Origin of the sequence: uncultured Cohaesibacter sp. (genome assembly GCF_963556055.3) — a bacterium.
Lineage (GTDB): Bacteria > Pseudomonadota > Alphaproteobacteria > Rhizobiales > Cohaesibacteraceae > Cohaesibacter.
The window spans coordinates 27052-50741 of record NZ_CAUVYE020000031.1; the positions used below are offsets into that span (position 1 = coordinate 27052).

Sequence of the window (23690 nt, forward strand, 5' to 3'; positions counted from 1 at the left end):
CCCCTTAACTGCGGTAGTCGCCATTGATCGAGATATATCCATGGGTCAGATCACAAGTCCACACCGTGGCCTGCCCCTCCCCCATATCCAGATCGACACGAATCTCCAGCTCGTCCTGCTTCATGTAGCCCGACGCGGCCTCTTCAGAGTAATTCGGATCCCTCACACCATTTGAAGCAAGGCGATGTGGTCCGAACCAAATGGTCAGCTTGTCGCGATCGGCCATCTCTCCGGCCTTCCCGACCGCCATGACGACACGTCCCCAATTGGCGTCTTCACCTGCCGCAGCGGTTTTGACCAACGGGCTGTTGGCGATGGAAAGCGCAACGCGTTTGGCTGCTCCATCGCTCTGGGCACCGGTCACGGTAATCTCGAGAAACTTGCTTGCCCCTTCACCGTCTCGCACCACCATCTTGGCCAGATCTTCAAGCAAGGCCGAAAGAGCGGCTGAAAAAGCGACAAGCCGATTGTCATCAGCGTCTTCGATCGCGGGGCAACCACGTTTTGCCGCAGCGCCAGAAGCAAACAGCATCAGGGTGTCACTGGTCGATGTATCGCTATCAACCGTAATCGCATTGAAAGAGGTCTCAACATGCTTGCTGAGCAAAGCTTGCAAGACATCGGGCGCGATGACTGCATCGGTGAAGACAAAGCCCAGCATTGTCGCCATATCCGGAGCGATCATCCCGGACCCTTTGGCAATGCCGTAAATGGAAACCTCTACCCTGTCGATATCGACGCTTGCGGTCGCCATTTTCGGAAAGGTGTCTGTCGTCATGATCGTTCTGGCCGCGTCCATCCATGACGCATCCTGTTTGCCTTCGTCAAACAGGGCACCAAAACAATTGACGATCGGCGCCGGATCGAGAGGCTCGCCAATCACCCCAGTTGACGCGAGAAAGACTTCCTCTGGCTTGCCACCAACTTTGTCGGCAGCCGCTTGAGCAACCGTAGTGACGGTCTGCACCCCGGCAGCACCGGTAAAGGCATTGGCGTTGGACGCATTGACAATGAGCGCCCGCGCCCGGCCTTGGGCAAGATGCCCCTTGCACCAGTCGACCGGAGCAGACGGACATTTTGACTTCGTGAAAACGCCTGCAACACTTGCACCTTCAGGCATCGAAACGACGAGAACGTCATTACGAGCCTTGTATTTTACACCAGTTCCGGCAACACCGAGACGAAAACCATCTAGCGCGTCCATATCAGGATAGTCGGTCGGTGCAAAAGGTGAAGGCTTGAGTTCCATTGCAAGCATCCTTCCTGTCAAAAAAAGAGGGAAAACAGGCGGACCATAAAAAGGCCACTGTGTCCCCTCTCCATAAACCGTGATGTTGGCAAATACCAGTTCTATTTAACGAATATAAGCAACATCAAACCGATTATTCTGCAATCTCAATCTTGGCATCGCTGCGCAGTTTGTCCAGAAGCTGGAGAAATTTCTGCTGTGCGACCAAGCTGCGCAGATTGTCCTGCACCTGCTCGAATTTCGGTTTTGGAACTTCGCGCTTGTCTTCGACCTGAATGACATGCCAGCCGAACCCTGTCTGCACTGGCTCCTTGGTGTAGGCACCCGTTTCCAGCGCCATGGCTGCCTCTTCAAAGGTCGCATCCATGTCACCCTTTGTGAAATAGCCAAGATCGCCACCGCTTGGGCCAGATGGACCTGTGGAATTGCCCTTTGCCAGCTCGGCAAAATCCGCACCACCATCAAGTTGCTTGATGATGTCTTTGGCTTCCTCTTCCGTTTTCACAAGAATATGGCGCGCCTTGATCAGCGGCTGGGCAGGCATGGCCGCGATCTGCTTGTCATACTCGGCTTTCAAATCTTCGTCTGTGATGGTTTCGTCGACATTCTTGCGGAAAAACTCATTCTGCAAGGCCCGAAGCTTGAGGAATTTGACCTGACGTTCGAACTCATCGGTCTTGTCAAGGCCCTGTTTGACAGCCTCTTGCGAAATCAGCTCCATATTGACCAGCGTGTCAGTCAGGGCCTCTTTCTTCTGCGCGTCAGTCATTTCATGGGTTTTTTCACCCAGCTGTTCAGCAATGAAATTCAAATCGGAGCTGGTTATCACCGTACCATTGACTGTTGCAATTGCGCTGTCCGTAGCGGCCTCCTGAGCCGAGGCACCCTCAACTGCACAAATCATCAACAAAGAAGTCGCTGCGGCCATCAAAGACCGGGTGAAATGGGCACGTACCATCTGTATCTTTCCTATCATTGTTCACTTTGGAACGAAAAAACCTAAAAAACTGCCTCTCATGTGACCTACCCGCCTTTCTTGGCGTTGACAAGACAAAGACCCAATCTTATCTGTCAGCCGAGCAGTTTATTGTCAAAACGGTTTTCTGGCTGTTGACATTCATAATATTGTCGGGACGAGTGTCATACTCGTGGCCTAGTCTCGCCGCAATTGCGTTACAAATATGGCCATCGATGAAAATCTGGTGGTAATTCGAAGGAAGGATCCGGTCTATGGTCGGTCTCGGAGCAATCGCTCGCAAAGTCTTTGGTTCGGCAAATGAGCGTCGCATCAAGGTCTATCGTCCCACAGTCGCAGCCATCAACGCGCTGGAAGATGAATACTCGCAGCTCTCCGATGAGGACTTGCGCAACAAGACCGTGGAGTTCCGTGAACAACTCGAAAATGGAACCAAGCTGCAAAAACTGCTTGTGCCCGCCTTTGCAACTGTCCGCGAGGCTGCCAAACGAACGCTAGGCCAGCGCCATTATGATGTGCAGCTGATCGGCGGCATGGTACTCAATGACGGTGCCATTTCTGAAATGCGAACCGGTGAAGGTAAAACCCTGGTCGCAACGCTGGCTGCCTATCTCAATGCGCTGGAAGGCAAGGGCGTTCATGTGGTTACGGTCAACGACTATCTCGCCAAGCGTGATGCCGAATGGATGGGCCAGGTTTACAATTTTCTTGGAATGAGCACCGGCGTCATTGTCCACGGACTGGATGATGCACAGCGCAAGGCAGCTTATGCCGCCGACATCACATACGGCACTAACAACGAATTCGGCTTTGACTATCTGCGCGACAACATGAAATATGATCTGGATCAGATGGTCCAGCGCGGTCACAATTTCTCGATTGTTGACGAGGTCGACTCCATTCTGGTCGACGAAGCACGAACCCCGCTGATCATTTCCGGACCATTGGATGATCGCTCGGAAATGTATAACACCATTGATACCTTCATTCCCAGGCTGTCTCCAGAGCATTATGAAGTCGACGAAAAGCAGAAAACAGCGACCTTCACCGAAGAGGGCACCGAATTCGTCGAGAAACTTCTTACCGAAGCTGACATGCTTCAGGGCGAATCTCTTTACGACATCGAGAATGTGACGATTGTTCACCATCTCAATCAGGCCCTGCGTGCTCACACCCTGTTTGCCCGCGACAAGGACTATATCGTCAAGAATAACGAAGTTGTCATCATTGACGAATTCACTGGCCGCATGATGGAGGGCCGCCGTTTCTCCGAAGGATTGCATCAGGCACTGGAAGCCAAAGAACACGCAGCCATTCAGCCGGAAAACCAGACGCTGGCCTCTGTCACTTTCCAGAATTATTTCCGCCTCTATGACAAGCTCTCCGGCATGACCGGCACGGCCCAGACCGAAGCGGAAGAATTCATGGACATCTATAGCCTCGAGGTCATCGAGGTTCCGACCAATCTGCCGATTCAGCGTGCCGATGACGATGACGAGGTGTACCGCACCTTGCGAGAAAAGGATGACGCACTGATCGAACTGATCAAGGATTGTGTCGAACGCGGCCAGCCAGCGCTCGTCGGCACCACCTCAATCGAGAGGTCCGAAGAATTGTCCGCACGCCTGAAGAAGGAAAAAGTTCCGCATCAGGTCCTGAACGCCCGTTTCCACGAGCAGGAAGCCATGATCGTGGCACAGGCCGGGAGCCCGGGTGCCATCACGATTGCGACCAACATGGCCGGTCGAGGCACCGACATTCAGCTTGGCGGCAACCTTGACATGCGGATCGCACAGGAAATCGCCGAAGACATTCAGGGCGAAGAGCGCAAAAAGAAAATTGCCGCGATCAAAGCCGACATCGAAGCCAAGAAACAAAAGGCTATCGAAGCAGGTGGCCTGTTCGTGATCGGCACGGAACGCCATGAAAGCCGCCGTATCGACAACCAGCTCCGTGGTCGATCCGGTCGTCAGGGCGACCCTGGACGGTCCAAATTCTTCCTCTCGCTGGAAGATGACCTGATGCGCATCTTCGGTTCCGAACGCATGGATGGCATGCTCCAGAAACTGGGCCTCAAAGAAGGCGAAGCAATTGTCCACCCATGGATCAACAAGGCTTTGGAAAAAGCCCAGAAGAAAGTGGAAGCCCGCAACTTCGACATCCGTAAGAACCTGCTCAAATTCGATGATGTGATGAATGATCAGCGCAAGGTGATCTTCGACCAGCGCGTCGACTTGATGAAAGACGACAATGTCGCCGAAACCGTCGCAGACATGCGCCACGAAGTGATCGAGGATATCGTTGCCAAACACATCCCCGAGCGTGCCTACGCTGAGCAATGGGATGTCGACGGTCTGGAAAAAGAAGTTCAGGAAATCCTCAATCTCGATGTTCCGGTCAAGGACTGGGCCAAGGAAGAGGGTATTGCCGACGAGCAGATCATTGAACGCCTGAAACGGACGGCGGACGAAACAGCTGCCGCGAAAACCGCCAATTTCACCCCGGACCTCATGCGGCAGGTGGAAAAATCAGTTCTGCTTCAGATTCTTGATCATCTCTGGCGCGAGCATCTTGTGGCTCTTGACCATCTTCGCAACGTCATCGGCTATCGAGGCTATGGCCAGCGCGATCCGCTTCAGGAATATAAAACCGAAAGCTTCGAGCTGTTCCAGGCCATGATGGACAATATGCGTCGCGGCGTGACCCAGCAGCTTGCCTATGTTCAACTGCGCCAGGAAGAACCCAATCCTTTCGAACAACAGCAAATGCCGGAAATGCACGAACAGCATCTCGATCCGGCAACCGGCGAAAATGCTGTCGGTGAGCAAAGCCAGGGCACACCGGCGGCACCATTCGGAAAAGTGTCACGCAATGCGCCATGCCCTTGTGGATCGGGCAAGAAATACAAGCATTGCCACGGAAAGCTAAGTTAAACCACGACAAATAGCTAAAATATTTTTCTATTCAAGAAAATCAACAGGGCTCGGAAAGTAATCACTTTCTGGGCCTTCTTTTTTACCTAAATTTTACCTGACACCAGTCATAATCATAGACAAAAATAACTAAACCTAATCACTCTGTAAAAGCTCTATTAACTCACAGAGTGATAAAACTCATCAAACATGTCCAAAAAATGGATAGCGACACCATAAGAACACCCTGGATGCAACATGGCCAAAGATACCACGCTTACCGGTAAGGAACGCTTTTTTGACGAGTCCGACATCATTGTTTCCAAAACAGATCTCAAAGGCCGCGTGACCTATTGCAATCGGGAATTTCAGCGCGTTGCCGGTTATACCGAACGGGAAATGCTTGGCCAACCCCACAACATCATTCGACACCCGGATATGCCACGATGTGTCTTCGAGCTGATGTGGGAGACGATTCAGAACGGCGACGAGATTTTCGCCTATGTCGTTAATCGTTGCAAGAATGGTGACCATTACTGGGTCAATGCCCACATCACACCAAGCTTTGACAAGACGGGCAAGATTGTCAGCTATCACTCAAACAGGCGTGTTCCAAACCGCGATATTGTGAAAGACAAAATCATACCGATTTATCAGAAGTTGCTTTCCGAGGAGAAGAAATACAGCAATCGGAAAGAAGGCATGCAGGCCTCACGCAAAATGCTTGAAGATTTCCTGAAATCACAGGGCATGGCCTACGATCAATTCGTTGCAACCCTGTAGCGCGAAATAGAGTAACAATCCGTTTCGAACGCCCATGAGTTCGAACATCATGAGTAAGAGTCCGGACATATGATCAATTCACAGTATAAACGCGCCGTAAAAAAAGCCATTGACGTGGTAGAGGCCGCAACAAGGGGCGACTTCGAACAACGGATCCTCAACATCACCGAAACCGGAGATGCTGGACGATTGTTGCATGCCATCAACGATCTGATCGACAGATCCGACGCTTACCTGCGCGAGTCTTCTGCGTCGCTCCAATATGTCTCGGAAAACAAGTATTTCAGACGGATTTCCGAAAAGGGCATGATGGGAAGCTTTGCCAACGCCAGTCGCACGGTCAACGAGGCCATGACCGTAATGGAAGACAGGGTGCATTCATTTTCAGATATCGTCGGAGAATTTGAAGAACAAATGAGCGGCATCGTTCAGCTTGTTGCATCGGCGGCAACCGAACTTGAAGCATCTGCGAAGTCCATGGATGACATCACGAAATCTTCCAGCACCCAGGCAACCCTTGTAGAGAATGCCTCTCAGCAGACCGCAAGAAATGTCAGCGCAGTTGCCGCAGCGACCGAAGAGATGACCAACTCGATCAGGGAAATCAACGAGCAGGTCACACTGTCAGCAGAACAGACCTCCAGCGCAGTGCAGGAAGTCTTGAAAACGAGCAACGACATCAAGGGCCTGTCATCTGCGGCCGAGAGCATCGGTAAAATCATGGACTTGATTGCCGATATCGCCAACCAGACCAATCTTTTGGCGCTGAATGCCACCATAGAAGCGGCACGTGCGGGAGAAGCCGGCAAAGGCTTTGCGGTGGTCGCCAATGAAGTGAAGGCGCTTGCCACTCAAACCGCCGACGCGACAAGCAACATCAGTGCTCAGATCGCGAATATTCAACTGGCGAGCAACAATGCGGTTCAATCGATCTCGGGCATCGAGCACACCGTCAACAACACCAAGGAGATCGCTCACGCCATCGCAGCAGCTGTTGAAGAACAAAGCATCGCCTCCAACGAAATTGCCCAGCGCATTGAAGAAGCCTCGATCGGCACAACAGAAGTCACAGACAATATTTCCTCTGTCAATGGCAGCATCGGAGAGGCATCAAACGCCGCTCAGGACGTGTATCAGGCATCGCAAGAGCTCGCAACCAGCGGCGAGAAGCTCCGCTCCGGGATCGAAACATTTCTCGTTGAGGTCAAAAAGGTCGTCTAGGCCAGACGACCTCGACCAGAGCTTGAAACAGAGCGAAACGGGGCCTGTTGGCATCTTGAGGACGGGTGCGACAGATGAATATTCACAAAGCCTCGCCTCAACAGCGCTTTTCGATTGCACCACCCCCACGCATCAGCTAAGAAAGCCGACATATCTACTTTGTGCGTCTTTCAGCTGTCACAATCGCTTCCCTTGAATGCCCATCCGGGCGACCAACAAAGAAGCGGCCTTTGACACACCGGAAAGGGCCACAGCAAGCACCCGTAGCTCAGCTGGATAGAGCGCTGCCCTCCGAAGGCAGAGGCCACAGGTTCGAATCCTGTCGGGTGCGCCAATTCTCTTTTTCTTCTCCAGTTTTAATTAGTGTGTTGAATGAGAACTGTATTTCAGGTTCGAAATCGCCGTATATTCAGATATCACAAATATTGCCAATTTGACCTCTGCGAAGTGCTCACCAACTGAATCTAGCGTGTTTGGAAGGAAAAAAATTTTAAGGCTTGGCAGAAAAGTGTCGGCACGTTCGAACTTTTTCGGCTGACCTTCAAGTTGCGCTAACAGACTTGAGGTTTATCTAGCCACTACAAGCTGTGTTTTGTATTACAAAAAACTTGGCAGGAGGCGACACCCCGTTGCATCCCCCAAAAGAGATAACCAGATAGTGGTTTCAAACTAAGGCATTATTTTAACCACGTTTTCACAGCGAGATTTAATCGTTCCTGCTCCAACTCGTCTGTTGGATTGCAGTGCGCTATTGGTCTTCTCAGAGAGAAAAGCTGAGCAGGTGACATGAGTGGATTTTCGGCCTGTATTTTTGCCTTTGTAGGAGAACTGACAATGGCACGACGTCCCAGACGCAATCACACATCAGCTTTCCAATCCAAGGTAGCCTAAGCAGCCCTTCGTGGCGAAGCAGACATTAAGTGAGCTTAGTCAACAAATTGATATCCATCTGTTTCCGACAGGCGATGGCATGCATCGCTGAGAGGTCAACCAAATCAAGCAATGGTGGGAACACTTTCTTGAAGGTCTATTGATGTCTTTGAGAAAGACTGAATTATCCTTTTGCGGGAGTCAAAATCTACCCCTATTGATTGAGGAACCTTGCCAGCACTCAGCCTAATCAGGTTTGGGCGATGGATATCATTTACATCCAATAGCCAAAGGTTTTGTCTATCTGGCTGCCATGGTGAACTGTTTCTCCCGACGCGTATTGTCTTGGCGTCTGTCCCCGCCTTCTGCATTGAAGCTGTCGAAGAGGCTATGGCAAAAAACGGCAGGCCGAATACTTTCAACACAGATCAGGGCAGCCAATTTGCATCGCTCGCCTTCATCAAATTGCTCAAGGATGCCAATATCAACATCCCAATGGACGGCAAAGGAGCTTGACTAGATAATGTCTTTGTCGAACGGCTTTGGCGATCCATCAAATTCGAAGAGGTATATTTGCACGCTTATCGCAATATGCCAGAGGCAAGAAACGGGATTGGAAAATATCTGAAATTTCATAATGTCAACCGCCTTCATTCATTGCTTGGCCGGATGACACCGGATCAGGTCAGCTTTAACCACAAAACCCAGCTGGCCATCGCAGCACGAAATCAAGCCAGATCCACTTAAAAAGACTGCTGCAATCTGTACAGACAAAACGAGCCATTCTCGGCAAACGGGTGACAAATATCATTTAAACGCCTACTCCTTTAGGTGCAACTCCTTAATTTTAAAAGAGTTTTCTTGACATTCCATTCATGGTTGTAAATAATTTGCTTCAATCGATTGTGGTTCCACACCGTCTCGTTGAAGTGTTTCGCCGCACACACAATTCTCGGCATCGCTTTAGTCATTACAACCAAAATTAAATGTTAGTACGAAAATGTATTTAGTTCGGAAACTCGTGTGGTGGCCTTGGACTCGTTTAATCTTGTTCTGGGGACTGTTTGTTGCGGCTCTAACATGTATTGATAAGACCTTTTCCAACGTAGACTTTATTTTACTAGGAAAGAGTATCCTGCTCGCAGTTGACTTGGCTCAATATAAACTAGTCGGAACTGACGCTGAACTGGCATTGAAACAGCTCAGCGATACTGATTTCATTTTTTCGTTAGCCTATGGTGTCGTGAGTATCGCTGCAGCATTTGCATTGGCCTTTCTGATTTGTCATGTGCTTATATTGGCTGGATCGCTTTGTTGGGCTAGGCGAATGGTGCGCCAACAACCTTCGCTTGAGGCGTTTTTTTCAGTCTACAATCGCGATATTTATCCGAAGCTAAGATCGCATCCTTTGTTTGGAGCTGCGTGGAGAGAGTTCGATGAAACTCTTGTCTCTCCGAAAGAGTACGACCAGCAGATATTCAGAAATACAGTCAGACCATAGTCGTTTATCAATATAGGTGTCGCTCGAGAAAAATTGATCGGCTTAAAAATGCTGTCTTCGATCCCAGGATACTTTGTTGCTGTGGGCCTTCTGCTGACCTTTGCTGGTATTGTTCTGGCGTTATATAAGGCTGGAGAAGCGTCTGGTGCCGAAGACGTAACAGTTATGCAACATGCTATGACCGAGTTGCTGCAAATCGCCTCGTTCAAGTTCGCAACTTCAATTGCCGGGTTGGCATGCTCGTTGAGCCTTTCCATCATTTTTAGACTCTACACGATTTGGATTGAAATGAGCTTCAACGCATTTTGTGAAGTTGTCGAAGAAAAGCTGAAATACATTCCCCCTCAGTCTCAGGCGCACGAAATCAAAGAGGTTATGCAGGATCAGCGAAATCAACTAAAAGAGATCAATTCAGACAAGTTTCACTTGCAGCTTGGGCAAGCAATCTCCCCTCAAATACACTCCGCGTTTTCTGAAGCTATGGTCCCAGTAAATCAGAGCATTTCCAATGCTTTGGACAGGGTAACTGAATCCAGCCAAAGCGGCGTAGCGGATATGCTTAAAGAATTCTCCAATAACGTTCAGGAAAGTGCCGGCACAGAACTGAGAGAACTTGCGGGAACACTTGCCACGATGCAGCAAACCCTGGCGGATATGCAGGGGGGCGTCCGCAATAGTGGAGAAGATTTTGCTCGACGGATGAGCGAAGCAGCCGAAAACCTCAACAGCTTGGTTCGTGATGCAGCGCAATCAATGAACGACGGAGCTGCGTCGAACAGAGACAATCTCAAAGAAATGGTCGCTGCTATGCAAGCAACATTCGAGCGGGCAAATAGTGCTCTGGATGAGGACTTGGGAAATGCTGCCTCTAGTGCCTCAATGAAAATTGAAGAAGCAATGGGGCGGGTAATGGAGAAACTCGAAGGTCAAGTTGCTTATTTAAGTGAAGGCATGAATTCCCTGGGGGGAAATTTAAGCAGTTCAATTCAGGAAACTCAAAAGTCGATAACAGAGGCACAAAAAAGTGCAGTATCCACCGTTACAGAGGTTACGGCTTCTGCTGCTGAAGCGTTTAAGACTGGTTTGGCTGAAACACTGCAAAGAATTCGGGATGAGATCGAGCGCTTTGAAGCCTCACTGGAAAAATCTAGGAGTGCTCTTTCATCTCAAGCAAATGCAATAGGAGATGCAAGCTCTCAGACGAGGCAAATTGCTGATGTCTTTTCAAAGGCGGCGACTGAATTGCGTAATGCAACAAACCCATTTACCCAATCAGCAAGCCAGATAGCCCAAACGACTAATAGTTTCAAGAGTTCACTAAACGAAGCAGTAGAGGCCTTGCAATACAGCCAAGCCGGATCAAGCGAGCTCGCCGCGTCTCTCAAGAAGAACGGAGAGAGGTTGGTTTCCATGTGGGATTCTTATGAAAATCGCTTCCAAAGAATTGATGAAGAACTGGGTCGTGCAGTCGAAACACTATCAAAAGCCACAATCGAGCAGGGAGATGCATTGAGCCGATATGCTAGCGATGTTGATCAAAGCCTCGCCCATGCAGTAACTCAGCTCAACAGCGGAGTCAATGACATCGGAGATTCCGTGGAAGAGCTTAGTGAAGAAGTCGAGAAACTGCGTTCCGCTCTACGATCTGCTCCGGAGTAGCTTAGAACATGTTGGCATTTGATGACTCTCAGCAAAGGAACCTCCCAGAAGAAGAAGGTGAAAACTATTTTGTATCCATGACGGATATGATGGTTGGTATACTTTTCATATTCATTATCATGCTCATGATATTCGCACTTCAGTTCCAGAAGCAGACAGATACATCAGAAGACAAACTGAAAGATATTCTTAAAAAAATAGAAGAAGTGACAACCCACCTTGATACCTTGCAGGATCAAATCTCTGATCGGCTTAAAGACCTCAATCAATCCAGAAGAGAAAGAACCAGACTGTTGCATGATATCGAACGAGAACTGAAAGCGGTTGGATTGGAAGTTCAAATCGATCCTGAAAATGGGGTGTTGCGCTTGACGGAAAACGCAATTCGATTTTCAACAAACCGTTCAAATCTGGATGCAGAAGCTCAACTAAATGTTCAAAAAGTAGCTCACGTTCTGAATAGCGTCCTACCTGGATACACAAGTTGCCTGATTGAAAACGGAAAAGAAGCGTGTCGGGAACTACCTCCCGGAGGAGCAATTGACACTGTTTTTGTCGAAGGACATACCGACAAACAGGGGGCAGATACGGAGGCTGGAGATAAACGAAATTGGCAGCTTTCAACCGAACGGGCTGTCTCGACATATCGTGCTTTGACAAAAGAGGAACCTGCGCTTCGCACTATGCGAAATCCTGACAGGAAAGAAATTCTCTCTGTTTCAGGCTATGCATCCACACGCCCCATTCCCGGAACAGATAATGAAGTGCTTGATGCTCAGACCCGACGAGCCATGCTGAGGCAGAACCGCCGAATTGATATCCGATTTGTTATGCAAGTCGACCCGACAGACCGACTTCGAGATGTACTAAAGTTGACCAACAAAATGCAATCAGAAATAGCGACTTTAAGGAAAACGATACGGGCAAAATGACCGAAGTAGTATTGCAACAAGCCTGTCGCGATGTAGTGTCCCGGTTACAGAAACCGCGAACATTCCTGAAGCTGCCTGACGTTGGACATGTCCAAAAGGCCGTTTCTTCGATGGCGATGGTAGATCTGATAGATAACGTGCGGTCAGATGTCAAAACATTGAACAGCATTGCCCAAGCCGTTTGGGAGAGGCTGAAGAATGGCAAAGATGTTAGCAAGAAGCAGCTTCGGCAAGCGATATGGTGCCTCTGGGAGACCAAGCCCGCGTTGGCAGAAGATGAAGGCGTTTTGCGTCGCCTTCTCAATTTGATCGTTTCATCAGGAAAGCGTCGCTTGTTTAAAGCGCTGTCAACTGCGTATCTTAGTCAGTTCCGAAATGACAGACCCGGGCTTTCAATCATCTCCCGCACATTGCAAGCAGCGGCACCCAGCTTTGGTTCTCCTTGGAATGAGTTCCAGCAGAATTTTGCACTTTACGACATTGTGAATGGGCCTGACAGGATTGCGCAAATGGCGCTCACCCAGGGAAAAGCAGCAACCGAGGTAATGCGAGAAATCGGGCTGTCCGCTTTGAGCGCTCAGTCGGGCTTTGCCGAAGCAATCACAAAGAGCATTTTGAGGCGCATTGCAAAAGATACAACACGCTCACATGACCGTAGACTTGAGCTGGTCAAACTCTTCGCACTGGATCAAAAGGGCTCGCAGCTTTTCCCATCACTCGATATTGACATAGCAGAAGCATTGGTCCGACCAGTCCTTGCCGCAGGCGGATCTCCTGATGATAGCATCAAGGATCCACTTCTGGACATTCTCATCCGACTTTTTGATGATCCACGCCTTAAATCTGGGCGGTGGGAAAAGATGGCGGAGATAAAAGACGTCGTGATCTCATGGCTTACGAAGCAGTCTCTTCGACAGTTTCTTGATATTGTTGATAGAATTACAACGGAACCGACTGAGAAGGATATGTGGAAGTATCGCCGAGCCTTCTGGGAGGCAATCTATGAGAATGGTTTGATCAAAGGCGCATGGGTGGTGTTCGCTGACGATGGTGTAAATGAAACCCGGCGCTTTTTCGGCGACGAGGTGAAGTTCGGTAGGTTCCGCCGGGGAGGCACCAAGCAGACTCGAAACAGTCACGCAGTTCTTTTGTTGCAGATTGGGCAAGGGATCGTTTCTGACTGGAGCCACAACGGCAAAGTTAATGTGTGGAGCTCGGCTGAAGACACGACAGCACCCAAGCTATATAAGCCTTGGTACAAATCCAATGAAGTCCAATACTCGACAGCAGATTTGAAGACAAAACATCACCTGGTGAAAACGCACAGCTCTCCCAAGACTTACAGCTGGCAGGACGCTGTTGCGCAGCGCATTTACGAAATGACAAACACGCGCATCCACAAATCGAAATACAAGGTCTGACAAAATGCCATTCATTTGCACTCCGATGATCGAAGGTGGCTTCATCCAATTCCAAAAGCGTTCGCTCTTTGGAAAAGGAAGCGCTTTGCCATTTCAAAGCTGGGAAACTTCACTTTCAGAGAAAGATCTATCCGCCTTTCGCCTGTTAAGAGACCTGATCGCAGAGGCGGAAGCATTTCAAAAAGATGATGGCATACTCATCCCAACCGAAAGCCTGCTGCTACTGCCAGACGTGCATCTTCAACGGCTAGGCGTTCCTCCATTAGCGGGACTTTCAGTCGAGCTTTCTATGAGGGGTAGAGTCGATAGTTCTGATAGTTTGCTTCGTATCGAGTGGCAAGACAGCGGCTCAAGGACAATTAATCCGGACTTTAAAGGGCCATTCCTCAAAGTCGGCAGAGAATGGCATCGGCTTTCTTTTCGACTTTACGAACTTAAAGAGGCAGCCTTACACTTCAATCAAACGACTGGCAAACCTTTCAGAGAACGCCTTCCAATTTGGGAAAAAGTTCAATCGGTGCTAAGCGAGCACCTGGGACAGCAGATAAGGGCAGACAACTATCTTCGAGCGGTAAGAATTTATCAGGCTGGAGCACTGACACTTGATATCAAGGAAACACTGGACGGTCCTGATTTTTTCCCCTGTTCTTCTACCGAAAGGACAAGATCCTGAGCTCTATGCGGTGGACGACGGTCCAGACCTAGAGAATGAAGGCTCTTTTGGCCAATCAGAAGCCGCAGAGCCCTCTCAAGCTACGACTCTACTGCCGCCAATGCTTGAAGAAACATTTGAGCAGCAGTTTAGTACCCAACCCAGCGACACTCCCCCGGCTTACTCGTTAGGCAATAACTGTTTTGTTCTGATAGATCCTCCAATGCGCAGAGCTCTTGATGTCGTAAAAAGAGCCAAGCGGTGGCCTGAGAAAGAAAGACGAGATTTTTTACGCAATCCTCGAACGGTTCTCGCACAGGTTTTGGGGGAAGACGGTGACGCATTGGCGCAAACGATATTTGTTGAAACCGCCCAATACTCTGATCGAGTTCATGGATTAGGGCTTTGGGAAAAACCGAGCCTGCCTTGGATTACAAAAAAGTCCAACCAATGGCTTCCTGAGCGTTTTCCGGTCACCATCGGCAGTAAAACGGTCGATACTTCCGCAGAAGAAATCGATGAACTCGAGATCACTTATACAAATGCGAAAGCGAATGGGGACGACAAAGTCGATTTCCAAGGAGAAAGCTTTGCCATTGATGAGGTGGGAGAAGCGCTAGCAAGCTTGCGTGGAGAAGACCCGGAACGTGAAACAGACGACCCAACAACTAACGCGGAACTGCAAAATCAGCTTCCAGAAAAAGATAATAGTGTTCTGCTTATTCAGGAAAACCTGGAAGCGAATGAATATACTGCAAAATTCTCACAGAGAACGAACAGAACGCCTTTGGCATTTCCTAAAGTCTGGATTAATGGAACCGTCCCCAAGCGGCATCAGCTTGATGGTTTTGAATGGATCTGCAACGCATGGAAACAAGGCTGGCCCGGTGTTCTTCTTGCCGATGACATGGGCGTTGGCAAGACCTTCCAGGCATTGGCGTTCCTAGCGTGGATCCGCGCCAATAAGGCGAACATGAAGAGTATTGTCAGAGAACTGACTGGACCGATTTTGATCGTCGCTCCAACAGCGCTTTTGAGCAATTGGAAAAAGGAAGCCGAAATTCATCTTGTGCCCAACGCTCTTGGTGAATGTTGTGAAGTTTTTGGAAGCCATCTCAAAGCGATAAAACGGAAGTCAGATGGCAGCATAGCGCCCGAAGATCTTTTGGATATCGATCAGATACGCCATGCTGATTGGATTCTCACGACTTACGACACGCTCGCCCTTTATCATAAGTGCTTTGCCAGGGTCGCATTCTCAGTTGCCATCTTCGATGAAATCCAGAAAATCAAAGCACCGGATACAATTAATTCGCGCACAGCGAAAACCGCCAATGCAGATTTCGTTCTCGGCATGACTGGAACCCCAATCGAAAACCGGATTGAAGACTTGTGGTGCATCATGGATCGCATTGCACCCGGCTACTTGAAAGATCTGAAGACCTTTTCGAAGATCTATGGCGAAGAAAGCGAAAGCGCTCTGGCTGAGCTGAAGGAAAAGATGGACAAGCCACAAGGCAAAGCCCCACAGGTCATGCTTCGCCGCATGAAAGAACAGATCTCGAAGGACCTCCCAACCAAGACCATAACACCTTATGAGGTGCTGATGCCTGATCGACAGGCATCGATATATGAACAGTTAATCGGAGATGCGAAGGGGAAGTCGGTATCGCATAAAAGCATGCTTGAGATCCTCCATAAAATGCGCAGTGTCTCATTGCATCCAGATAGCGTTGAAGGCATAGACCTCTATGATCCCGCTCAGAGGAAGAATTGGATACTGGCATCTGCACGATTAGCCAAAACATTCGATATTCTGACTGCAATAAAGAAGAAGGGTGAGAAGGCTCTAATTTTTCTGGAAGATATTGCCATGCAACACGCGCTTGCAACCGCTATATCAGAGCATTTCAGCCTTCACCAAAAGCCGCCGGTTATCAACGGAGCAATGCCAGGACAAAAAAGACAGCAGTATGTCGACAGTTTTCAGGCTCTTCCGAAAGGTTTTGCCGTGATGATCCTTTCGCCTAAAGCTGCGGGCATAGGACTTACGATTACGGCGGCCAATCACGTCATTCACTTGAGCAGGTGGTGGAATCCTGCAGTGGAGGACCAGTGCAACGACCGTACATATCGTATTGGTCAGAAGAAGGATGTTACCATCCACATCCCACTAGCGGTCCACCCCGCTTACAAAGACGGCTCCTTTGATGTGCGACTGCACGAGCTGCTAGAACGAAAACGCACCCTTTCGCAAAACATGCTTGCTCCTCCAGTTCGAGAAGCAGACGCGCAAGCGTTGTTTGGTCAAGTGGTCAACTAGCCATCCTCGGAGAAGAAATCTTCGTCCAGTCTCTGCACCTGGATTGTGCGATGTGCCCTGGTGCCGACGCCGTGCTCAATCATCAGATCAGCAAGGCGGGTTCCGTCGATAAGGATCACGCGTTGAGGCAGGTTTTTGGCATAGTCCACCGCGCCTTTGGAAAAGCTGGAGGCGGTCACAAAGACACCCTTGCTGGCCCCAAAGCCGACGAGCGAGCCGACAAAGGCTTGAACAGCCGGGCGACCAATGGTGTTTTCTTCTGCATATCGCTTGGCCTGAACATAAATCCGGTCAAGGCCGAGCCTGTCTTCATTGATGACGCCATCAACGCCGCCATCGCCTGAACGCCCCAATTGTTCAGCCGCATTGCGGTGCGAACCGCCATAGCCCATAGCAACCAGCAGATCGACGATCAGCGATTCGAAGAAGGCTGGCGAGTTGTCTCGAATCCTATCCAACAGATCCGCTCTCAAAGCTGCATTGAGGGAATGATAGGCGGCTTCAATCTGCTCTTCAGGTGTGGCTGTGTGATCATCTTCTTGAGCCGAAGTGGGGCTTATTTCATCTTCATCTTTGCCATTTTGCTTGTGGCTGGCATTGAAAAAATCTTCAAATTCCGGAAACTGCAAAAGTGCTTTTGTGTTAATCTGCCCAACATGGTTCTGCAAAAACTTTTTGCCCTCTTCCGACGCAGTAAAGCGTCCGTGAGCAGGACTAATGATCAACCCAGCCTTCGTCATATAAAACTTGGCCCAATGGATGCGATTATGCAAAATTCTTTGCCGACCACTGGGAAACAACTCCTCACGTTCCTCAACGGTTAGCTGAAACTCATCAGCGATCTTTTCCGCTACCTCAGGAACGCGCCGTTCACCATGAGTGGCATAGCGCAGGACGGGTTCCATCAACTCTTGATAGCTTGGTATGCTCATCCCTTCTTCCTCCCTCTTTTTGCCTTCGGTGTGGCGGCGCGTTCGGCTTTGATGCGGGCGAGGAGGGTTGAGGCGGGTTCGTCATTGGGGTCTTGCGGCACGAGTTCGCCACGGAAGGCCTTGGCGAGGATGGCTTCGTCCAGCCGGTCGGTCAGCGCCAGTGCCCGTTTGGCATCAGCCGCCAGCTTGTCGATCCTGGCGAAGGCAGCCTCAATGCGGCGGACGATTTCATCACGCTCTCTTTCCTCGGCATAAGGAATTCGCAGAGATTTTAGATTTTTCTGACTTATGTTTCTCATCGACAACTGATTGCCAGAAGAAATTTCCATCAAAGCGGAGCGGCCTTCATCAGAACGAAGATACCACAGAAGCCAACCTTCGATCTTTTCTTTAAAATCAATACGTAAAACTTTGTCGCTGAGATAAAGATTGCTCGGAGCATTTTTTACAATAACAACAGCTCCTACTAACTCTATTGTATTGGCTCGAGAAAATAGAAAATCACCATTGCTAATCAACGTGTCGCTGTTTGGAACGAAGTCAATAGGCAGCGTCTTGGATTCTTCTGGTTTAAACTCGCCCCATGTAACGGCGCTAACTTTTACAACACCTTTTTCATCTGAGGATGGTGGACGCTCTTCACAGCGAAGATTTTTTCCTGCTTTGACCGAAAGCATCAGATCATCCAAAGGAACTCGTTCAAACTTACCTAAAAACGCTTTCGAGAGCACGGCTTGTTTGTAGCGTTTGGTGAGGGTTTCGATGCGGGAGAGATGGTCGCGGGCGCGGGCGGATTTCGCGCTCAAGGCATCCAGCTTCCCCACAATCCGCTTCTGCTCGGCTAGAGGAGGAAGAGGGAGTTTCGTTTCCTGAAACTTCCCTTTAGTTACGTGGCGCAGCCCAACTCCTCCATGGGCTTTGCCAATTAGTTCTTCAAGCTTGTGATTGATAGCCGTCCGAAAGAAAGAACTATCTAGGTGTCGCTCGTTGAAGTTCACCTTAAAGATGTGCTGATTTAAAAGAGCTCTGCCGCCATTCCAAACATGGGCTCCAAATGACGTTCCGGGAGTGCCCGACCAAGCAAACAATAGCTGGCCATCATCAATAAGAAACTTTGCCTCAAAATCACCGTTGAAACGGTTATAAGGAGCATCTGGCTTATTTAGGTTTTGAATTCTAACGATTGGAAGACCGTCGGCAGACCAATCCGACGGTTTGAAGGCTTTACCATTTATCAGGTCACAAAGACCACCTATTTCAGCCTCAACCCACCCGTTCGGCAGCTCACTCATAGTGTTCCCTCCGGCTCGGCGTCTTGCCCGCTCTCACCAAGCTCTGCGCTCAAAGCCTCGATCTCGATCATGGCGGCTTGCAGATGCTCCAGAATGGAAGCGGCGATGTCTTCCGGCTCGGTCAGGCCGTCTTCGGCTTCCTCTTCGGCTTCACGCAGCCAGGAGATATCGAGATTGTCACCACGAGCAGAGATTTCCTCGCGAGTGAAACAGCGCCAGCGACCTTCCTCGCCCTGATTATCTCCCCGTTCATGGCCAAGCGCATCGCCGCCAAAGGCCTTGATGAACTCGGCAAAATGGGTTTCGGTCAGCTGGTTGGTCTTGCCGAATTTAGGCATCTGGGCGCGGAGGTCATAGACCCAGACCTCGTCAGTGTTCTTGCTGTCTGTGGTCCCTCGGGTGAGGAAGATGACATTGGTCTTCACCCCTTGCGCATAGAAGATGCCGGTGGGGAGCCGAAGGATCGTGTGCAGATCGCACCAGTCCATCATCATCTGGCGCAAGGCCTTGCCGCGACCATCTTCAAACAGCACGTTATCAGGCACGACAATCGCCGCCCGACCGCCGGGCTTCAGAGAGCGGATGCAATGTTCAACAAAGGGCAACTGATAGGAGGAGACGGAAGCGGTGATCGTCAAGTCGTCGCGCGTCGGCGCTCCAACCTGCCGGACCAAACGGAGGGTTGGTCAGGATCAGATCTGCCTTGCCAAGCCGCTGCCCCTTGTCTGATAGGGGTGTCGCCGAGATCCACATGCTCGCTATCAATGTCATGCAGATAGAGATTCATCAGAAGCAGACGCAAGGTGCCGGGCACATTCTCCATACCATGGAAGGCATGATGCTTCTGCCCAGTCGGCCTTCTCGCCAAGGTCGAAATAGTCGTCCGTCCGCGCTCGCATGAAACGGTCTGCGGCAATGAGAAAGCCGCCGGTGCCTGAGGCGGGATCCTGAATGACCTCGCCTGGCCTGTGGCTGCATCAGCTCAACCAGCACATGGATGAGAACGCGAGGCGTGAAATACTGGCCAGCGCCGCGCTTGGTTTCTTCCGCATTCTTCTGCAACAGGCCTTCGTAAAGATCGCCAAACTGGTCGCGCTCTTCGGAATACCAATCCAGATCATCAATTGCGGTGATGATGGTCGTCAGATTTTGCGGCTCGCGAATGAAGGTCGACGCATTGTCAAAAATCGCCTGCACCATGCGCGGATGTCCGCCCTCCGGGTCGCCCAGCTTGGTGAGGGCTTCGCGATAGAGCCGCAGTTTTTGCAGCGGTTCCGCCTTGGCCAAAGCCTCCCAGCGATATTCCTCGGGGATGTTGCCCCTCTTCCCGGCCTCGCTCTGCCATCATCTTGAGGAACAGCAGATAGGTAAGCTCGGTCACATACTGCTGATAGGTGATGCCGTCCTTGCGGAGAACAGCGCAGAGACGCCAGAGTTTCTGGACGATGGAATTTGCATTCATGGCGAGACCGTTTTCAAATTAGTAAATCAGAATAAAGCTATAGCGGTTGGAAAGTGAGTCGGACAGCTCACGCGGCAGGAGACCCCCAGATAGCTTCGTTGAATTCGTGCAAAACCTCGTCCAGTGCGCCGTCAAACTCCTTGGAGATGCGCTCAAAGCCCCCCTTGTCAGCAAAAGAGCCGTGCTCCAACAGGGTCGGGGTCGGCAACCGGCTTGTCCTTGAGCGCCCGCCCGATGCGGCTAAGCCACTGGCGTTGACGCTTGGTCCAGTCGCGGGAATTGTAGAGCTTCTCAAGCGCAGCTTCCACCCGATCCCGATAAGGCACTAGCGGATCCCCGAGGGCTGCCTGACGCACGAAGCCGATAATGTGGGCCGCAATGTCCGCGTTCCGCGCCTTGCCATAGGCTGCGCGGAGCATGGATTCAGAATAGTGCTTCTCATCCAGCAGACCGGCGAGTTCTGAAAGCTCCTTGCGGGTTAGCTCTCGGGGCTTCTGGGTCACGGCAATCAGCGCCGGGATGCTGTTCATGTTCTCGCGGACATATCGCTCAAAACCTTCAATATAGTCTTCCGGCTTGGTGTTCTTGCCAAAGATTTCCTCAATGCGCAGCAGCTCATCATCATGGTGGGAGATCGTCACACCATCGCCGCCCTTGTAGATTTTCACCGGCCTGCGCTCCAATAGCTCAACTGCAAGGGGATTGGCCTTGAGCCAGTCAATCAACTCTAGCGACGATTTCCGGGACAATTCGTGGATGGCTGCGACCGCTGTCTGACCCGTCGTGCGCTCAAAGCTCTCCCTGCGTTTCCTCATCGATATGACCTGCCAGATTGCGCATTTTGACGATAACCTGCCCCGGCCACCCAATCCCTGTCTTCATCATCTGGCGCATTGAACAGGTCGGTTACCAACTGGCCGAGCGAAAGGTCAGGCTTGGTGACAACCGGACGCATGTCCGACATCTCCTGCAATTCCGCATAGACATCGACGGCATCATAGATCTTGAAATGTTCCTTGCCGATGTCAGGGCAAAGGCGCGTAGCGCGGCCAATCATCTGATCATAGAGAATGCGGCTCTTGACCCTGCGCATGAAGACGAGATTGCAGATGGATGGCACATCGATGCCGGTCGTCAGCAGATCGACGGTCACCACGTATTTCGGCAATGCGTCATTCTTGAAGCGCAGAATGTGGTCTTGTGGCTTGTCCGTCTTGCCTGTGATTTTTTGCACCATGGCAGCAGGCACCTCATCGATGCCATACTCGTCCTGCAATTCCTCAACCAGAAGCCGGACGATATCATCGGCCATGTCATCACGGGCAGCAAAGATCAGCGTCTTGCCCGGCTTACTCGGTGGGATCTCTCGTGCAAGAGCCTGACAGACAGCCCGGTTGAAGTTTTCCGAATAGACCTTGCTGTTGAACTGGGCCAGATCATAGTCGAGCTCCACATCATCGGGCAACTCAAACAAATCCAGTTGACCTGTTTTGCGGTCCAGTATCTCCACCTCTTCACCACCATCAAAATGAATGCCTGCTTCTGCAAGAGCAGTGGTGATGCGTCGGGGCGGCAGATGGTCGATGAGGTATCCTTCGATAACGGCTTGACGATAGCCATAATGATAGACCGGATGGCCGAAGATCTCACGCGTATGCAGCGCTGGAGTTGCCGTCAGGGCAATCCTGACTGCATCGAAATAGTCCAGCACCTGACGATAGGCTGACTGATAATCCTCAAGGCTGCGGAACGAAATCTCGCTTTCTTTGAGGTCGGCGTCCAGCGTGTAACCTCTATGGGCCTCATCCACGATAATGCAATCATACGTCCCCGGCGTTGGGCGAGCGCTGACGTCTTCTTCGCCTTCGATCCGTGCGATCATGGACTGAACGGTCGCCACCTGAACGCGCTGCTCTGCCTCTGGTAGTTTCTGACCAAGCCCAGCGACACCATAGATTTGGGCGAAGTTCAGCAGTCCTTCAAGCTCGGTAGTCTCGAGAGCATCTTCGGTTTGCTTGCCCAGGGCGCGGCGGTCGACGAGAAAGAGAATGCGATGAAAGCGGGAATGCTTGAGCAGGCGATACATCAGTGCAATCGCGGTCCGGGTCTTGCCGGTTCCCGTTGCCATCGAAATGAGGATGTCTTTCTGCCCCTTGCTGATAGCCTCTTCAATGGAATAGACGGCTTCTTCCTGATAGGGGCGCAATTTCCCCTTTCCAAAGCTGTCTTCCGCCAACCCCTTGGCTGTCGCGTCCACGTTGGTCTTGAGCTTTTGCAAAAGGTCTTGTGGCGAGAACCATTGCGAAATCGCATCCGGCTTGTTGCTGGCCTGGCGCATATCGCAGTGCCATATCCCGGACTTGTTCTTCCATTGGCGCACATAGGGGCGACTGTTCGTGGCAAAAATGAAGGGAACACGGAACGGATTTTCCAGACCATGCGTCCAGGGTGCATCTGCGTGAAGGTTTTCGGGATCGAGTTTTATATCCTGCGCATATCTGCGAGCCTGAACCAGTACGCCAGGGACATCCAGCGCTTCGCGCTTGGCTTCGATGACACCGACACAGATCAGGCCGACAAATAGAGCATAATCGACAGGACCAGACGCTGTCGGCCATTCTGCAATTGCACGGTTTTTCCCTGCTTCGGGACGTGCTCCATGGCTATAGCGAAGTGATGTCGAGTCCGCTTCCCACCCCATTTCCATGAGCTGAGCCATCAATGAGAATGCGCGTGTCCTGTTCATCAAGCTCAAGGTTTGCAGCTGCGCTACGGGATGCGTGCTGTCGCTCGCGATGCGTTTGCTCCGGTTCGGTCTGGGCCTTCTTCTGAAGCTCTGCCAGCTCTTTGGCAAGGGCCAACGCATTGGCTTCCTGCTCGGCGGCTGTCTCTTCCCAGATCGCGAGATCTTCGGTGGCCTGCCTGGCCATCTCCTCATAGGCAGCCTGGGCCCTTTTCAGCTCTTCGGTTTCAACCTGCGCAGCCTCCAGAGCCGCTTGCTTCCGCCTGATCTCATCTCGAAGGCGCTCAAGATCTTCCTTGAGGGCAGCGCTTGCGTCTTCCGGCTCTTTAGGCGGAACGAACGCGACCTGGTTTGAAATTTGGATCTTTCCCGAACGACCAGCGGTACCAGACGCCAAGAGCCCGACAGAACTTCAAGGCCGAAAGAGCATCTCGCGCTTCGCCATTAAACTGATGCACGGCCTGATTTCCGAGCTTGCGAACTGCGTGAAAGACGCTGGTAACCTCGTGCGGCAAAATCTGTTGTGCAGACAAACGCTTGATTAGGTCGTGAGTACTTTCTTGTCGCTGCTCGTCATACTGCCCAGAGAAAGCCGCAACCTCTTTAACCATCAGCTCCATGAACTGACGGCTCTTCATGAGTGATGTGTTAGCATCCTGGCTGAAAAAGCGCTCGGCCAAAACGCCCAGCTTATGAAGCTGCGGGCTAAGGCTTTTTAAATGATCAAAGTTCGTGGAAGTCATAACGGCTGCTGCCCTTTAT

At 50.8% G+C, this 23690-nt stretch carries 21 protein-coding genes, 1 tRNA gene and 2 pseudogenes; 11 read left to right on the forward strand and 13 right to left on the reverse strand.

The window, feature by feature from the left end; all coding sequences use genetic code 11:
• Positions 1–4: 4 nt before the first annotated feature.
• Both argJ and ACHZB8_RS19690 read right to left on the reverse strand, forming a co-directional pair.
• Positions 5–1249 (reverse strand): bifunctional glutamate N-acetyltransferase/amino-acid acetyltransferase ArgJ, encoded by a 1245-nt coding sequence (gene argJ, locus ACHZB8_RS19685; protein ID WP_316862834.1) that lies wholly within the window; start codon positions 1247–1249, stop codon positions 5–7.
• 133 nt (positions 1250–1382) lie between these two features.
• A complete protein-coding gene (locus ACHZB8_RS19690; RefSeq protein ID WP_316862835.1) occupies positions 1383–2207 on the reverse strand; it encodes a peptidylprolyl isomerase in 825 nt (274 codons plus the stop codon).
• Between the two features lie 272 nt (positions 2208–2479).
• Between ACHZB8_RS19690 and secA the strand changes: the two genes are divergently transcribed.
• The 11 genes and pseudogenes from secA (at position 2480) to ACHZB8_RS19745 (ending at position 16499) form a co-directional block, all read left to right on the forward strand.
• The gene (gene secA / locus ACHZB8_RS19695) at positions 2480–5158 is read left to right on the forward strand and encodes a preprotein translocase subunit SecA (RefSeq protein ID WP_316862836.1); all 2679 of its coding nucleotides are present in this window, start codon (positions 2480–2482) and stop codon (positions 5156–5158) included.
• 237 nt (positions 5159–5395) lie between these two features.
• Positions 5396–5920, forward strand: a complete 525-nt coding sequence (locus ACHZB8_RS19700) for a PAS domain-containing protein (protein ID WP_316862837.1) — start codon at positions 5396–5398, stop codon at positions 5918–5920.
• Positions 5921–5989: 69 nt separating this feature from the next.
• Positions 5990–7141 (forward strand): methyl-accepting chemotaxis protein, encoded by a 1152-nt coding sequence (locus tag ACHZB8_RS19705; protein WP_316862839.1) that lies wholly within the window; start codon positions 5990–5992, stop codon positions 7139–7141.
• A 257-nt stretch (positions 7142–7398) separates the two neighbouring features.
• Positions 7399–7475 (forward strand) — tRNA-Arg (locus ACHZB8_RS19710).
• A 724-nt stretch (positions 7476–8199) separates the two neighbouring features.
• Positions 8200–8758: pseudogene (locus ACHZB8_RS19715) on the forward strand (DDE-type integrase/transposase/recombinase); the annotation flags it as partial.
• Between the two features lie 301 nt (positions 8759–9059).
• The gene (locus tag ACHZB8_RS19720; protein WP_316862841.1) at positions 9060–9512 is read left to right on the forward strand and encodes a hypothetical protein; all 453 of its coding nucleotides are present in this window, start codon (positions 9060–9062) and stop codon (positions 9510–9512) included.
• A gap of 12 nt (positions 9513–9524) precedes the next feature.
• Positions 9525–11171: an anti-phage ZorAB system protein ZorA gene (gene zorA / locus ACHZB8_RS19725; RefSeq protein WP_316863373.1), complete on the forward strand. Its 1647-nt coding sequence runs from the start codon at positions 9525–9527 to the stop codon at positions 11169–11171.
• Positions 11172–11179: 8 nt separating this feature from the next.
• Entirely contained in the window at positions 11180–12103 is a 924-nt protein-coding gene (locus ACHZB8_RS19730) for an OmpA family protein (protein WP_316862842.1), read from the forward strand.
• Positions 12100–13524 carry an EH signature domain-containing protein gene (locus ACHZB8_RS19735; RefSeq protein WP_316862843.1) on the forward strand — a complete coding sequence of 475 codons (1425 nt, stop codon included), beginning with the start codon at positions 12100–12102 and terminating at the stop codon, positions 13522–13524. The genes ACHZB8_RS19730 and ACHZB8_RS19735 overlap by 4 nt, the downstream gene beginning before the upstream one ends.
• A gap of 4 nt (positions 13525–13528) precedes the next feature.
• The gene (locus ACHZB8_RS19740) at positions 13529–14197 is read left to right on the forward strand and encodes a hypothetical protein (RefSeq protein ID WP_316862845.1); all 669 of its coding nucleotides are present in this window, start codon (positions 13529–13531) and stop codon (positions 14195–14197) included.
• 202 nt (positions 14198–14399) lie between these two features.
• On the forward strand, positions 14400–16499 hold the full coding sequence (locus tag ACHZB8_RS19745; RefSeq protein WP_316862846.1) for a DEAD/DEAH box helicase: 2100 nt from the start codon (positions 14400–14402) through the stop codon (positions 16497–16499).
• On the opposite strand, the gene ACHZB8_RS19750 is transcribed toward ACHZB8_RS19745, so the two are convergent.
• The 11 genes and pseudogenes from ACHZB8_RS19750 to ACHZB8_RS19800 all read right to left on the reverse strand — a co-directional run bounded on the left by ACHZB8_RS19750 (position 16496) and on the right by ACHZB8_RS19800 (position 23671).
• Positions 16496–17431, reverse strand: coding sequence for a restriction endonuclease (locus tag ACHZB8_RS19750; RefSeq protein ID WP_316862847.1), 936 nt, complete (start codon positions 17429–17431; stop codon positions 16496–16498). The two genes, ACHZB8_RS19745 and ACHZB8_RS19750, sit on opposite strands and share 4 nt — an antisense overlap.
• A complete protein-coding gene (locus ACHZB8_RS19755; RefSeq protein ID WP_316862849.1) occupies positions 17428–18723 on the reverse strand; it encodes a restriction endonuclease subunit S in 1296 nt (431 codons plus the stop codon). Before ACHZB8_RS19755 ends, ACHZB8_RS19750 begins: the two co-directional genes overlap by 4 nt.
• The gene (locus tag ACHZB8_RS19760; RefSeq protein ID WP_316862850.1) at positions 18720–19361 is read right to left on the reverse strand and encodes an N-6 DNA methylase; all 642 of its coding nucleotides are present in this window, start codon (positions 19359–19361) and stop codon (positions 18720–18722) included. Before ACHZB8_RS19760 ends, ACHZB8_RS19755 begins: the two co-directional genes overlap by 4 nt.
• Complete coding sequence (locus tag ACHZB8_RS19765) at positions 19358–19546, reverse strand: hypothetical protein (protein WP_316862851.1); 189 nt, start codon at positions 19544–19546, stop codon at positions 19358–19360. Before ACHZB8_RS19765 ends, ACHZB8_RS19760 begins: the two co-directional genes overlap by 4 nt.
• Positions 19491–19676, reverse strand: a complete 186-nt coding sequence (locus ACHZB8_RS19770; RefSeq protein ID WP_316863374.1) for a hypothetical protein — start codon at positions 19674–19676, stop codon at positions 19491–19493. The genes ACHZB8_RS19765 and ACHZB8_RS19770 overlap by 56 nt, the downstream gene beginning before the upstream one ends.
• A 67-nt stretch (positions 19677–19743) precedes the next feature.
• Positions 19744–19923, reverse strand: a pseudogene (locus ACHZB8_RS19775) (SAM-dependent DNA methyltransferase); the annotation flags it as partial.
• Positions 19904–20185 (reverse strand): type I restriction-modification system subunit M N-terminal domain-containing protein, encoded by a 282-nt coding sequence (locus ACHZB8_RS19780; protein WP_316862853.1) that lies wholly within the window; start codon positions 20183–20185, stop codon positions 19904–19906. The pseudogene ACHZB8_RS19775 and the gene ACHZB8_RS19780, both read right to left, overlap by 20 nt.
• Before the next feature lie 167 nt (positions 20186–20352).
• Positions 20353–21000 carry a type I restriction-modification enzyme R subunit C-terminal domain-containing protein gene (locus tag ACHZB8_RS19785; RefSeq protein WP_316862854.1) on the reverse strand — a complete coding sequence of 216 codons (648 nt, stop codon included), beginning with the start codon at positions 20998–21000 and terminating at the stop codon, positions 20353–20355.
• Positions 20997–22904 (reverse strand): type I restriction-modification system endonuclease, encoded by a 1908-nt coding sequence (gene hsdR, locus ACHZB8_RS19790; protein WP_316862855.1) that lies wholly within the window; start codon positions 22902–22904, stop codon positions 20997–20999. Before hsdR ends, ACHZB8_RS19785 begins: the two co-directional genes overlap by 4 nt.
• Positions 22849–23325: a hypothetical protein gene (locus ACHZB8_RS19795; RefSeq protein WP_316862856.1), complete on the reverse strand. Its 477-nt coding sequence runs from the start codon at positions 23323–23325 to the stop codon at positions 22849–22851. The genes hsdR and ACHZB8_RS19795 overlap by 56 nt, the downstream gene beginning before the upstream one ends.
• Entirely contained in the window at positions 23255–23671 is a 417-nt protein-coding gene (locus ACHZB8_RS19800) for a DUF4145 domain-containing protein (RefSeq protein ID WP_316862857.1), read from the reverse strand. The genes ACHZB8_RS19795 and ACHZB8_RS19800 overlap by 71 nt, the downstream gene beginning before the upstream one ends.
• Positions 23672–23690 lie beyond the last annotated feature (19 nt).